The 12,192-nt window shown below is 56.6% G+C and carries 13 protein-coding genes and 1 pseudogene; 6 read left to right on the forward strand and 8 right to left on the reverse strand.

Features of this window, described 5'->3' with window-relative positions; translation table 11 throughout:
- Positions 1-3 precede the first annotated feature (3 nt).
- Positions 4-351 carry an HNH nuclease YajD gene (gene yajD, locus BFV67_RS09435; protein ID WP_055322329.1) on the reverse strand — a complete coding sequence of 116 codons (348 nt, stop codon included), beginning with the start codon at positions 349-351 and terminating at the stop codon, positions 4-6.
- 178 nt (positions 352-529) lie between these two features.
- On the opposite strand from yajD, the gene BFV67_RS09440 reads away from it, so the two are divergent.
- A complete protein-coding gene (locus BFV67_RS09440) occupies positions 530-1,555 on the forward strand; it encodes an LLM class flavin-dependent oxidoreductase (protein WP_008500518.1) in 1,026 nt (341 codons plus the stop codon).
- 25 nt (positions 1,556-1,580) lie between these two features.
- Positions 1,581-2,528, forward strand: a complete 948-nt coding sequence (locus tag BFV67_RS09445) for a zinc-dependent alcohol dehydrogenase family protein (protein WP_069598196.1) — start codon at positions 1,581-1,583, stop codon at positions 2,526-2,528.
- Between the two features lie 3 nt (positions 2,529-2,531).
- Here BFV67_RS09445 and BFV67_RS09450 read toward each other — a convergent pair whose 3' ends face one another.
- On the reverse strand, positions 2,532-3,566 hold the full coding sequence (locus tag BFV67_RS09450) for an AI-2E family transporter (protein WP_048963167.1): 1,035 nt from the start codon (positions 3,564-3,566) through the stop codon (positions 2,532-2,534).
- A 133-nt stretch (positions 3,567-3,699) separates the two neighbouring features.
- On the opposite strand from BFV67_RS09450, the pseudogene BFV67_RS24875 reads away from it, so the two are divergent.
- From BFV67_RS24875 to BFV67_RS09465, 4 genes and pseudogenes are all read left to right on the forward strand, one after another.
- Positions 3,700-3,870 (forward strand): annotated as a pseudogene (locus tag BFV67_RS24875) (protein YdgV).
- Between the two features lie 117 nt (positions 3,871-3,987).
- Positions 3,988-4,350, forward strand: coding sequence for a multidrug/spermidine efflux SMR transporter subunit MdtJ (gene mdtJ / locus BFV67_RS09455; RefSeq protein ID WP_008502463.1), 363 nt, complete (start codon positions 3,988-3,990; stop codon positions 4,348-4,350).
- Positions 4,337-4,666: a multidrug/spermidine efflux SMR transporter subunit MdtI gene (gene mdtI / locus BFV67_RS09460; RefSeq protein ID WP_008502462.1), complete on the forward strand. Its 330-nt coding sequence runs from the start codon at positions 4,337-4,339 to the stop codon at positions 4,664-4,666. The genes mdtJ and mdtI overlap by 14 nt, the downstream gene beginning before the upstream one ends.
- 84 nt (positions 4,667-4,750) lie before the next feature.
- A complete protein-coding gene (locus BFV67_RS09465; protein ID WP_069598197.1) occupies positions 4,751-6,913 on the forward strand; it encodes a bifunctional diguanylate cyclase/phosphodiesterase in 2,163 nt (720 codons plus the stop codon).
- Between the two features lies 1 nt (position 6,914).
- Here the strand turns inward: BFV67_RS09465 and BFV67_RS09470 are convergent, their stop codons facing one another.
- The 6 genes from BFV67_RS09470 to puuE all read right to left on the reverse strand — a co-directional run bounded on the left by BFV67_RS09470 (position 6,915) and on the right by puuE (position 12,171).
- Entirely contained in the window at positions 6,915-7,736 is an 822-nt protein-coding gene (locus BFV67_RS09470; protein ID WP_008502460.1) for a trypsin-like serine peptidase, read from the reverse strand.
- A 102-nt stretch (positions 7,737-7,838) separates the two neighbouring features.
- Positions 7,839-7,922 (reverse strand): small membrane protein YdgU, encoded by an 84-nt coding sequence (gene ydgU / locus BFV67_RS24965; RefSeq protein WP_021241182.1) that lies wholly within the window; start codon positions 7,920-7,922, stop codon positions 7,839-7,841.
- A gap of 94 nt (positions 7,923-8,016) precedes the next feature.
- A complete protein-coding gene (asr, locus tag BFV67_RS09475; protein ID WP_021241183.1) occupies positions 8,017-8,391 on the reverse strand; it encodes an acid resistance repetitive basic protein Asr in 375 nt (124 codons plus the stop codon).
- Between the two features lie 174 nt (positions 8,392-8,565).
- Positions 8,566-9,105 carry a thioredoxin fold domain-containing protein gene (locus tag BFV67_RS09480; protein WP_008502459.1) on the reverse strand — a complete coding sequence of 180 codons (540 nt, stop codon included), beginning with the start codon at positions 9,103-9,105 and terminating at the stop codon, positions 8,566-8,568.
- A gap of 156 nt (positions 9,106-9,261) precedes the next feature.
- The gene (locus BFV67_RS09485; RefSeq protein ID WP_069598198.1) at positions 9,262-10,749 is read right to left on the reverse strand and encodes a carboxypeptidase M32; all 1,488 of its coding nucleotides are present in this window, start codon (positions 10,747-10,749) and stop codon (positions 9,262-9,264) included.
- A 150-nt stretch (positions 10,750-10,899) separates the two neighbouring features.
- Positions 10,900-12,171: a 4-aminobutyrate transaminase gene (gene puuE / locus BFV67_RS09490; RefSeq protein ID WP_069598199.1), complete on the reverse strand. Its 1,272-nt coding sequence runs from the start codon at positions 12,169-12,171 to the stop codon at positions 10,900-10,902.
- Between the last annotated feature and the right edge of the window lie 21 nt (positions 12,172-12,192).

The following is a 12,192-nucleotide window of genomic DNA, read 5'->3' on the forward strand; positions in this document are numbered from 1 at the left end:
GGATTACTTCTTCTTATCCATCATCGCCTTTAAATCGGCAAACGGGTTAAACGTGGCGACGCCCACGTCTTTTTGCGCGTCTTCCCCGGCCACCACGGTGGTGCCGTACTGATCTGCTTCGGTGTATTTCGAATGCTCATGATCGTGGCAAAACAGGCACAACAGCTCCCAGTTGCTGCCATCTTCCGGGTTGTTGGTATGGTCGTGATCGATATGGTGAACCGTGAGTTCACGCAGATTGGAATAGACAAACTCGCGCGAGCAGCGTCCACACACCCAGGGATAAATTTTTAATGCTTTTTCGCGATAGCCGCTTTCCAGCCGCACGTAGTTTTTGGGGATCAAAGCCATTGCCGGTTTTACCTGCCATGAAAAGAGTGGGGAAGAGTATATCCCATAACGTTGCGTCGTGACGAACTCGTCAGTTATGTCAATTTATTTGAACCATTCCGTTAAATAAACGGCATTTATTCTTACCGGGTAATGCGTAAAGTGGACAGAACGCAACGCATTATCAGGACACAGGGTTATGAAAAAGATCGGATTTTTATCCTTTGGCCACTGGACGCCTTCACCGCAGTCCGGCACGCGCTCGGCGGCCGATACGCTGCTGCAGTCCATCGATTTAGCCGTGGCGGCTGAAGAGCTGGGGGCAGACGGCGCCTATTTCCGCGTGCACCACTTCGCCCGACAGCTTAGCTCGCCGTTCCCTCTGCTGGCCGCCATTGGCGCAAAAACGAAGACCATCGAAATCGGTACCGGCGTGATCGATATGCGCTATGAAAATCCGATGTACATGGCCGAAGATGCGGGCGCGGCGGATCTGATTTCCGGCGGTCGCCTGCAGCTGGGCATTAGCCGGGGCTCACCGGAGCAGGTTATTGATGGCTGGCGGCATTTCGGCTATGTCCCGCAGGAAGGGGAAAACGAGTCGGATATGGCGCGTCGTCATACCGAGGTGCTGCTTGAGGTGCTGCGTGGGGAAGGGTTTGCCAAACCGAACCCGCAGCCAATGTTCCCCAATCCACCGGGGCTGCTGCGTCTGGAGCCTTATTCAGAAGGGCTGCGCGAGCGTATCTGGTGGGGCGCGGGTTCTAATGCGACGGCGGTATGGGCGGCAAAACTGGGCATGAACCTGCAAAGCTCAACGCTGAAGGACGATGAAACCGGCGAGCCGTTCCATATTCAGCAGGCAAAACAGATCCGCGCGTACCGTCAGGCCTGGAAAGACGCAGGGCATACGCGCGAGCCGCGCGTGTCGGTTAGCCGGAGTATTTTTGCGCTGATGGACGACCGTGACCGGATGTATTTCGGTGCCAGCCGCAACGACAGCGATAGCGTGGGTTATCTTGATGAGAAAACGCGCGCCATCTTCGGGCGCAGCTATGCCGCGGAGCCGGACAAGCTGGTTGAACAGCTGAAAAAAGACGAGGCGATTGCCGAGGCGGATACGCTCTTACTGACCGTACCGAACCAGCTGGGGGTGGATTATAATGCGCACGTGATTGAGTCTATTCTCAAACATGTCGCACCGGCAATGGGCTGGCGCGAGTAGTTCCGCTATCAGCCTTGAGATCGTAATGGAAAATCTGGCCCTCTGGTATCGCCGGTTTGGCGAGCCAGAATCTGTTCTGCAACCTGAAAACGCGCCGCTGGGCGCGCTTGCGCCCGGACAGCTCCGCGTGCGGATGCTGTTTTCTCCGGTCAACGCGTCCGATCTTATCCCCATCACCGGCGCCTATCGCCACCGAACCCCGTTACCCGCCGTCGCGGGGTATGAAGGTGTCGGGGTTGTCACCGGGGCGCCCGCCTCGTTTAAGCATCTGGTGGGTAAGCGCGTCCTGCCGCTGCGCGGTCAGGGCACCTGGCAGCGCTATGTGGACTGTCCGGCAGAGTATGCGATACCCGTTCCGGACGCTGTCGACTCGCGCCTGGCCGCGCGTGCCTACATCAACCCGCTGGCGGCGCAGATGATGCTGACCCGCTACCCGCCGCGCGGAAAGCGGGTCTTGCTCACGGCTGCGGGATCCGATTGCGCCATCCTGCTGGGGCAGTGGGCGCGTCAGGCGGGGGCGGAAGCGGTGTACGGCATTCACCGTTCCGCCGTGCATGCTGAACGGCTGGAGGCGATGGGGATCGCGCCTGTCGCGCAGCATGACGCAAACAGAATCGGCGCCGTCGCCGCACGCAGCGATATCGTCTACGATGCCACCGGCGGGCCGCTTGCGGAAGCGATCCTCAGCGTGATGCCCGAGCCGGGCATGTTTGTTTGCTACGGGCTGCTGTCCGGGCAAGCCTTCACACAGCGGCGGCCTGCGCCGCGCGTGGCGTGGTTCCATATCCGAAACGGTCTGGATGCGCTCAGCGTTGAGGCGTGGCGCGCGGAGTTCGAGCGCATCTGGCTGAGGTTGCCCGACAGTGAGTACAGCGACGTTACGGTGTACCCGCTGGCGGAGTGGCGAAGGGCGCTCAGTACTTATCGTACAGGTGGAAGGACCCGCAAGCCCCTCCTGTCGATGGCGGAATGACGGCTATTTATGACTCATATCGCTCAGCAGCACGGCGATACTTTGCCCGCCCGCCGTCTGCTCCAGACCAATCTTGACGATGATGGTGAGCGGAACGGAGAGCAGCATCCCAACGGGCCCGAGCAGCCAGCCCCAGAATATCAGGGACAAAAAGACCACCAGCGTGGACAGCCCCAGGCCCCGGCCCATCATGCGCGGTTCCAGTATGTTACCGAACACCAGATTGATGACCAGGTATCCGGCCAGCAGGATCAGCGCGTCATAAAGCCCGCTGAAAACCAGCACCTGAAGGATAGGGGGGATCGCCGCCAGCACGGAGCCGATGTTGGGAATGTAGTTAAGCGCAAACGCCAGTAACCCCCAGACGAACGCGAAGCGGACGTCCAGCGCCAGAAGCATCACCCAGACGACAACGCCCGTCACCAGGCTAATGGCGGTTTTCAGCACCAGATAGCGAGAAACGCTGTCCAGCGCGCGTTGAATCGCCCCCATTCCTTCAACCGGACGGACCATGATCTGCTGCAGCTTTGCCGGCAGCTGGGGCACCTCCAGCAGCATGAACACCACCGTTAAGAACAGCAGGAAAATGGAGGTCATGGCGTTGGAAAGCTGCGTCAGCAGGCTGGTGACGATCGTCATCGCCGCATTGGGGTCGATATATTTCAGGAGTTCCTCAACCGAGACTTCGATCCCCGCGCGCTGCAGCCAGGGCTCCAGCTGCAGCAGGGGGATCGCCAGCGAAGAGCGATATTTCGGCAGCGTTCGCGCCAGTTCATTGAGCGAGGTGCCCAGATAAGCGACCAGCAGCACCATCGCCACAATAATGATGCTGATAAGCAGCGTGATGGCCAGCACGCGCGGGACGCGCAGCCGCGTCATGCGCTGCACCAGCGGGTTGAGGATCACCGCAATAAACAGGGCCAGAATAAAGGGCACAATAATGTCGGCGGCAAAGCGCACGCCTGTCAATATGATCACCAGCATGCCCAGCATGATGACAATTTTTAACCCGTTCAGGGTAATGATGGGTTTAGCCATGGTGACTCCGCAATTTTCGTTATTTTTATAATAAAGGCGAAAGGCGTTGCAATAAACTAACCAAAATCAAACGGGGTGGGTAAAGAATTGCAAAGACTTTGAGTAAAATCCTGGCTTATGGTACAAATTCGGTGTGTTTAACTACCGAGGACAATTTTGATCCGCAAAGACGAGAAGCAACAACGCGGATAATTGTAATTTTATGGACAATATGTTCAGGACGTACTCTTCAAACAATACTGCTGTATATTCCACCTCTTTCTGCCTGCTTTCTGGTGAGCAACACTGGCGCACCGCACTCTAGTCATTTCTTCTGCCTGAGCTGGCGCTAAGCGCTTAGCTGACTGATTTCAATTCGTATTTTTGGGTTTGCTGCACGCAGCGGGCCACGATGGATTATATTCTCAAGCAGGAGAAAAACATGTTTTACTGGATTTTATTAGCACTGGCTATTATTGCTGAAATTACCGGCACGCTGTCGATGAAGTGGGCAAGCGTCAGCGATGGCAATACTGGTTTTATTTTGATGCTGGTGATGATTTCGCTTTCTTATATTTTCCTCTCATTTGCGGTGAAAAAAATTGCGCTGGGCGTCGCGTATGCCCTGTGGGAAGGGATCGGTATTTTGTTGATTACGCTGTTCAGCGTGCTGATATTTGACGAAACATTAACAACAATGAAGGTCGCCGGATTAACGACGCTGGTCGCGGGTATTGTGCTGATTAAATCAGGTACCCGTAAGCCGTCTAAAGTGCAGAAGGAGCAGAACCATGCAACAGTTTGAGTGGGTTCATGCGGCCTGGCTGGGGTTCGCCATCGTGCTGGAAATTCTGGCGAACGTTCTGCTGAAATTCTCCGATGGTTTTCGCCGTAAGCTCTACGGCCTGATGTCGATTGCCGCGGTTCTGGGCGCGTTCAGCGCGCTGTCCCAGGCGGTAAAAGGGATTGACCTGTCGGTGGCCTATGCGCTGTGGGGCGGTTTTGGTATCGCCGCCACGCTGGCCGCAGGCTGGGTGCTCTTCGGCCAGCGTTTAAATAACAAGGGCTGGATGGGACTCATCTTGCTGCTTGCCGGTATGATTATGATAAAACTCGCCTGACGCTCATAAAGCCATCCTTTACAGGCAGCGAAATTCGCTGCCTGTATTACGCTTAGAAAAGCAAAACCCTGAAGAGGATGGCGGATGTATCGCACATTAAGCTGGCGCAATATTCCCACCGCGAGAACGTTGTTTGCCATGGTCTTTATGGCGGGCATCGGCTTAATCATCTCCGTCGTCGCACTCCTCTATCTTTCCCTGCATCTTATCAGCACCAAAACCAATGAAATTGATGAACACCGCGCGGCGCTTTCCGTGCAGGGGGCCATTCAGACATCGGTCAACCGCGTCTCCTCGCTGGTGCTGGATAACGCCGTCTGGGACGATGCGGTGCGGGAGGCCTACCGTCCCACGCTCGATACCAACTGGTTGTATAACACCTGGGGCGCCGGCTTTAAAATCAACAACCTCTATGATGGCACCTTCGTGCTTGATGAGCATTTCAACGTCATCTGGGGATCGTTTCAAAGTCAGCCATTTCAGGAGACGAATCTCGATTTTTTCGGTAAGGGGCTGAAGGCGCTTATTGCTCAGCACGCGCGCGCCTTATCAGGCGATAAAAATATCTATGCCGGGATCAGCAAAACGCGAAGCGGCGTCGCCTTTGTGGGCATTGGGCTGATTCGCCCGATGGTCGGAAGATTACAGGTTACCGACGGAACGCGCCGCTATCTGGTAATCACCCGTCATCTGAACGCCAGAATTTTATCCGACCTGGGGTCGACCTTTCAGATCGATAACCTGCACTTTACGCCGGATAAAATTAACGAGCTGAGTATGCCGCTGCGCAGCTCGGCAGGGGAGCTGCTGGGCTATCTTAACTGGCAGGCACGGCTTCCGGGAGCGCAGGCCGCCCGGGCGGCATCCTCTGATATCACCCAGATTGTCGTGCTGGCATCGGCCCTGATCCTGCTCTTTATTCTGGTGAGCAGCGTGGGGCTGTACAAGCTTGCGCGAGGAGAAAGCCAGGCACGTCTGGTGGCCAGAACGGACTGGCTAAGCCATCTGCCGAACCGGCGAGCGCTCATCGAGGCGCTGGATCGGGTGAGCTTACGCGGAGATATCGACGTCAAAAGCGTGGTGTTTATCGATCTGGATGGCTTTAAAGACGTGAATGACATCTACGGCCACAGCGTGGGTGACGATCTCATTGTGGCGATTGCGAAAACGCTGAGTGAACGCGTGCCGCCGGGGGGAATGCTGGCGCGTATGGGCGGGGATGAGTTTGCCATGACAATCGGCGGTGATAAGGCAGAGACACAGGCCACCGCTTTTGCCGTGTCGGTGCTGGATTCTCTCTCCGCCCCGATTCAGCTGGGGGAACGCACCATCCATATCGGGGCCAGTATCGGGATCGCCAGCGGAACCCTGATTGAATGCACCAGCTCCGAGCTGTTTCGTCGCGCCGATATTGCCATGTACCATGCCAAAATGAGCGGGAAAGGGCGTATCACCCACTACGACGCCGAGCTGAACAGCGCCCGTGAGCGCAAGCTGGCGATTGAAAATCAGATCCGTAACGGTCTGGAGCGCGATGAGTTTGAGGTCTGGTATCAGCCGATTATTGACGCTCGCAGCCAGAAAATGAGCAGCGTCGAAGCGTTAGTCCGCTGGCCGCGTCGCCCGGACGGGCCGCTGGGCCCGGATACCTTCATCGCCATCGCGGAGACCAGCGGCCTGATTTACAAACTGGGCCAGTTTGTGTTGCAGCGCGCCTGTCAGGACCTCCAGCCATACGGTGACTTAACGCTTTCCGTTAACATTTCTCCCGCACAATTCCGCGATCCCGCCTTCGAAGACAAAGTGGCCAGCGTGCTGGAAACCACCCATTTTCCTGCCAACCGACTGCAGCTGGAGGTCACGGAGTCTTATGTGCTCGAAAACCCGGAGCGTGCCCGCATGGCGATAGCCAATCTTAAAGCGCTGGGCACCGCGGTGGCGCTGGACGACTTTGGCACCGGCTATTCCAGCATTGGCTATTTACGGCGTTTTAACTTCGACACCATCAAGATTGATAAATCGCTGGCCGGGCTGGTGGACCACGATGAACAGGCGGCCGCGCTGGTGAGCGGCACGGTGCGGATCGCCAACGCGCTGGGGATGGCGGTGGTCGCCGAAGGGGTCGAAACCGAAAGACAAATGAAACTGCTGCGGCTGGCTGGCTGCGATCAACTGCAGGGTTTCTGGTTCAGCCAGCCGATGCCGATTGAGTCAATCAGGGCATTACATCAGGTCAGACGATGCTGATTTACTGCTGCGCCAGCGCTTCCAGCTTGTCGCGAAAGCCGGTCACGGACAAGGCACGGTTATCAGCCCGCCAGCGATCTTTCGCCGCCGGTGCAGAGCTCTGCACGCCAATCAACTGCCAGCCGTTATCTGTTTTCAGCATCAGCGGTGAACCACTGTCGCCCGGCAACGTATCACACTGGTGCGAGAGTACGCTAGTTTGCGCCCAGCCCGTCACAATACAGTCGGTGTGGGTGTAAAGGGTATCCAGATGGTCGACAGGATAGCCGGACTGCGTCACCTTCCGGTCGGCGGCTTTCAGCGCGGCGGTGAGTGCGTCTTTATCGCCGTCAAATAACGGCAGCGGCGTAATGCCGGAAGGGGGGTAGCGTAAAACGATCAGGCCAAAGTCCCATGAGGCGGCCGCCGGTGGCACGATCCAGCCGTCACCATCCGGTTTCAGCCGTTTGCCGAGAGACGGATCGACCCGGCCTTCAATGCCGTGTATTTCATAGCGCCAGGTGCCTTTTTGCGACACAAACCGCAAGGCCACCGCTTTATCCGGCTTGCCGTTTGGCGGCGTTAACAGACAGTGGCCTGCCGTCAGGGCAAGCTGAGGGGTGATCAACGTCGCAGTACATAAGTTACCGCTGGCGGTTTCCAGTTGACCTATAGCATCCCAGGGTGCCTGGGTGGGATCGGCGACGCGCGTACGGTCGTCATGATTGAAAAAAAGCGTCTTTAGCTCTTTCGCGCTAATGGTGTCATCACCGCCATCATCCGCATGTGAGAATCCAGAAAAAAGACCAAACGTTCCCAGTAACAACACAACAGATTTACGCATATCTCACTCTGGTGGGGGTAATTATGATTATTAAAAGTGAACCCTATGAAAATACTATAGACGGGACAGCGCTAAAGTGGGAGTAAAATCAGCGTGCTACATTCAGGAAAGATAAAAATGGCTGGCGATGAGCGCGCATAAAATAAGCAGGATCAGAATCAGCTCAAACCGATAGCGCCGCAGCATACGCCCTCCGGATAAAAAAAAACGGCGCGGAACCTGTTCCGGTTCAGCGCCGGTTTACCAACGTGCCCCGAAGGGCACGGTTTAGCTTGTACTCTTACGCAGCTGGCTGTGCAGCTGGTTTAGCAGCTTCGTGTTTTACTGCTTTTTTGTGATGCTTTTTAGCAGCCTGGGCTTTCTGCTCTACAGCCGGTTTGGTCGCTTTTTTGTGGTGCTTTTTAGCAGCCTGGGCTTTCTGCTCTGCAGCTGGTTTGGTCGCTTTTTTGTGGTGCTTTTTAGCGGCCTGGGCTTTTTGCTCTGCAGCCGGTTTAGCGGCTTTATGATGTTTCTTGTGATGGACAGTTTTTGCTGGCGCCGCGGTGGTCGTTGCAGCAGGTGCCGCAGCAGCCGGTGCAGCAGTGGTTTCAGCAGCGAACGCAGCAGAAGACAGACCCATAGCAGCGGCAACAACCAGAGCTAATACTTTTTTCATGTTCATACCCTCGAATTTGGTTTTTCATTTAACCCCACTGCGGGGCCGTTGAAATAACTATATCCCTGTAAATTCGGGGTTTCCGTGAGTGATTGGTATCGGCGTGTAACGGAATGTACAGAGGGGAGAAAAGTGTACGAACAGACCAAACGCCGCTGCTCGTACAGGTCTCTGTTATCTTTTCAGTGTGGCCAGAATAGCCGCCGGAGACTGACTGCCTATAATCGACCGTGATTCAGGCTCAATAACCACCATTACCGGGGTGACGCTAATGCCCAACCGTTCTGCCAGTGCAGATTGCCGCGCGATCAGATCGGAGCACGCTGTCGTGGTGTCGTTATTCGGTAAAAATCCCGCCATCGCTTGTTGCAGGCTTTTGACCTTATCGGCTGAACACCAGACGCGCCCCATATCTTCAATTACCGAGTCGCGAATGGCGCTGGGCGCAACGGTCAGAAACGACATCGTCAAACCGGCATCCGTATATTGCTTAACGTTTTTCACTACATTGCTGCAGTAAATGCACTGATTATCAATAAACACCAGCAGCTTATATTTTTCAGCGGGAGCCTGAAACGTGATTGGCTGGAGGTCTGCAAGAGAGCGGGTAATATCGTTGAACGCGTCTTGCGGGGTATTATCCGTGGCTGCGAAAGTACTTAAACTGGTCGCACACAGAATCGCTAACACCGTTTTCATTATGCCTTTCATCATTGATCCCTTTATTTTTTTAATCCTGGCCTGATAGCAGTCTAATTGTGTCGGAAGGACACGCATTCATACACCCGGCGCAATCATGGCAATATGTGCTAAATCATATTCTTATTGAAAAGGGTGAGAAGAGTGCCGGAGCAGGCTCCGGCAGAGGGATTAAAGATAACGGGAGGTCAGATGCTCGCGGAAGTAACGGATATTCAGATCTTCACCCGTCGCCTGGGTGATTAACTGCGACGTGCTGAAGCGACTGCCGTGCTGCCAGATGTTCTGACGCAGCCACTCAAAGAGTGCGGAAAAATCGCCCTCAGCGATGGAGGTCTGCAGACCCGGAAGCGCCGTTTTCGCGGCGTGGAACAGCTGTGCGGCATACATGGCCCCCAGCGTATACGACGGGAAGTAGCCAAAACCGCCGTCGGTCCAGTGGATATCCTGCATACAGCCGTTGCGGTAGTTGTCTTTGGTGGATAACCCGAGCCAGGCCTGCATTTTCTCGTCCCACAGGGCAGGGATATCGTCCACTTCGATCTCGCCGTTGATCAGCGCGCGCTCAATCTCATAGCGCAGCACCACGTGTGCCGGGTAGCTCACTTCGTCCGCATCGACGCGGATATAGCCCGGCTTCACGCGCTGGTTCCAGGCAATAAAGTTCTCTTCGCTGAACGCCGCCTGGCTGCCAAAGCGGGCGTGCACCGCAGGGAGAAGATGTTTGAGGAAGGCTTCACTGCGCCCCAGCTGCATCTCAAAGAACAGGCTCTGGGATTCGTGGATCGCGGTTGAGCGGGCCAGCGCAATCGGCTGTCCTGCCCACGCGCGCGGCAGGTTTTGTTCGTAGCGCGCGTGTCCGGTTTCGTGGATCACGCCAAACAGCGCGCTGAGCAGTTCATCCTCGTCGTAGCGCGTGGTGATGCGCACGTCTTCCGGTACGCCGCCGCAGAACGGGTGCGCACTCACGTCGAGGCGACCGCCGTTAAAATCGAAGCCGAGCATTTTCATGGCTTCCAGGCCCAGTTCGCGCTGTGTTGCGGTCGGGAACGGGCCCTGAGGAGGAACAAACGAACGTTGCGCCTGCTTTTCCACGACGTTTGCCAGCAGGTCCGGCAGCCAGGATTTCATATCGCCGAACAGAACGTCCAGACGGGCGCTGGTCATGTCGGGCTCAAAAATATCCAGCAGCGCGTCGTACGGTGTGCAGCCTTTGGCTTCCGCCCGCAGGCGCGCCTCTTCTCGGCTGAGTTTGACCACCTCTTTCAGGTTGGCGGAAAAGCCCAGCCAGTCGTTGGCGGGACGCTGCGTGCGCCAGGCGTGCTCGCACCTGCTGCCCGCCAGGGATTTGGCTTCCACCAGCGATTCCGGCAGCAGGGTTGCCTGCTGGTAGTGGCGCGTCATTTCGCGCAGGTTGGCCTGTTCGACGTCATTCAGATCTTCTCCTGCTGCCGCCGCTAACAGGTCGCCGACTTTTTTATCGGTCAGGATCTGGTGCTGCAGGACGCTCATCTCCGCCAGCGCCTCGCCGCGCGCGGCGCTGCCGCCGGGCGGCATCATGGTGAACATGTCCCAGCTGGCGATGGAGGTAAGGTGCGAGAAGCGGGAGAGACGCTGGAAGGTTTTCACAAGTGACTGATAGGCTGATGTTTTTTGCAATTCTTATTTCCTCATGCCGGGGATGTGTTTCAGGGAGCATACAATGAAACAGACCCAATTCCCCAACATTTCCCACATGGAGGAAATCTGTGCCGATCTCCTCCGTTGAAACCGTCCCCGGCATTCCGGAAGACGGTTTTCGGTGGGCACTCAGGACTTATCGCGCATAACCTGTTGCAGGATCGCCAGCGCCTGGTTGAACTGGGCGTCCGGAATGGTCAGCGGATAAAGGAAGCGGATCACGTTGCCGTACTGGCCGCAGATCAATAACAGCAGGCCCTGGGCGAGCGCCTTTTGCTGGATCGCCTGCGCGATGGCGGCCGACGGTTCACGGCTCTCGGGGTCAAAAAACTCCGCCGCAATCATCGAGCCTCTTCCCCTTATCGCCACGAGCGCAGGGAAGGTGCCCTGAATCTCCTCCAGCGTGGCTTTCAGCCGATCGCCCAGCTGACGGGCACGCGCGCACAGCGACTCGTTGTCGATAATCTTCAGCACCGCGTGCGCGGCGGCCACCGCAAGCGGGTTGCCTGCATAGGTGCCCCCCAGGCCGCCGGGAGCCGGCGCGTCCATGATTTCGTCGCGGCCCACCACGCCGGACAGCGGCATTCCGCCTGCCAGGCTTTTAGCCATCGTCATCAGGTCGGGTTTGTCCGCGTAGTGTTCCATCGCAAACAGCTTACCCGTTCGGGCGAAGCCGCTCTGCACTTCGTCGGCAATCATCACGATCCCGTGTTCATCACAGATACGGCGGATGGCGGCCACCAGTTCTGGCGGGGCGACGTTGAATCCGCCTTCACCCTGAATGGGTTCAAAAATAATCGCCGCCACCTGTTTCGCCTCAATATCTGCTTTGAACAGGCGTTCTATCGCCGTGATGGCATCCTGCGTCGTGATGCCGTGCAGCTCGGAGGGATACGGCACGTGGTAAACCGACCCCGGGAAGGGGCCAAATCCCAGCTTATAAGGCGCGACCTTGCCGGTTAAGGCCATGGTCATATAGGTTCGGCCGTGAAAGCCTCCCCCGAAGGCAATCACACCCGGTCTGCCGGTGTGGGCCCGGGCGATTTTAATGGCATTTTCCACCGCTTCCGCGCCCGTTGTGAAGAACGCCGTTTTGGCCGGGCTCTGCACCGGGGCCAGCTCGTTAAGTTTTTCGGCCAATGAAACGTAGCTTTCATACGGCACAATCTGGTAGGCCGTGTGGGTGAACTGGTGAAGCTGTTTTTCCACTGCGGCCACCAGTTCAGGATGACGATGGCCGGTATTCAGTACCGCGATCCCGGCGGCGAAATCAATATAGTCGTTGCCTTCCACATCGGTGAGCGTGGCATTCTCCGCCGAGCGGGCAAAGAAATTACACATTACGCCAACGCCGCGCGGGGTGGCAGAAAGTCTGCGCTGATGAAATTCCTGGTTACTCATGTCAGATACCCTTTTGTCGAA

The organism is Enterobacter roggenkampii, from assembly GCF_001729805.1.
GTDB lineage: Bacteria > Pseudomonadota > Gammaproteobacteria > Enterobacterales > Enterobacteriaceae > Enterobacter > Enterobacter roggenkampii.

What these genes read in the sequence shown, in the direction of transcription:
- yajD (WP_055322329.1), bottom strand. Translation starts at nt 351, where the DNA reads ATGGCTTTGATCCCCAAAAACTACGTGCGGCTGGAAAGCGGCTATCGC.
- BFV67_RS09440 (WP_008500518.1), top strand. Translation starts at nt 530, where the DNA reads ATGAAAAAGATCGGATTTTTATCCTTTGGCCACTGGACGCCTTCACCG.
- BFV67_RS09445 (WP_069598196.1), top strand. Translation starts at nt 1,581, where the DNA reads ATGGAAAATCTGGCCCTCTGGTATCGCCGGTTTGGCGAGCCAGAATCT.
- BFV67_RS09450 (WP_048963167.1), bottom strand. Translation starts at nt 3,566, where the DNA reads ATGGCTAAACCCATCATTACCCTGAACGGGTTAAAAATTGTCATCATG.
- mdtJ (WP_008502463.1), top strand. Translation starts at nt 3,988, where the DNA reads ATGTTTTACTGGATTTTATTAGCACTGGCTATTATTGCTGAAATTACC.
- mdtI (WP_008502462.1), top strand. Translation starts at nt 4,337, where the DNA reads ATGCAACAGTTTGAGTGGGTTCATGCGGCCTGGCTGGGGTTCGCCATC.
- BFV67_RS09465 (WP_069598197.1), top strand. Translation starts at nt 4,751, where the DNA reads ATGTATCGCACATTAAGCTGGCGCAATATTCCCACCGCGAGAACGTTG.
- BFV67_RS09470 (WP_008502460.1), bottom strand. Translation starts at nt 7,736, where the DNA reads ATGCGTAAATCTGTTGTGTTGTTACTGGGAACGTTTGGTCTTTTTTCT.
- ydgU (WP_021241182.1), bottom strand. Translation starts at nt 7,922, where the DNA reads ATGCTGCGGCGCTATCGGTTTGAGCTGATTCTGATCCTGCTTATTTTA.
- asr (WP_021241183.1), bottom strand. Translation starts at nt 8,391, where the DNA reads ATGAAAAAAGTATTAGCTCTGGTTGTTGCCGCTGCTATGGGTCTGTCT.
- BFV67_RS09480 (WP_008502459.1), bottom strand. Translation starts at nt 9,105, where the DNA reads ATGATGAAAGGCATAATGAAAACGGTGTTAGCGATTCTGTGTGCGACC.
- puuE (WP_069598199.1), bottom strand. Translation starts at nt 12,171, where the DNA reads ATGAGTAACCAGGAATTTCATCAGCGCAGACTTTCTGCCACCCCGCGC.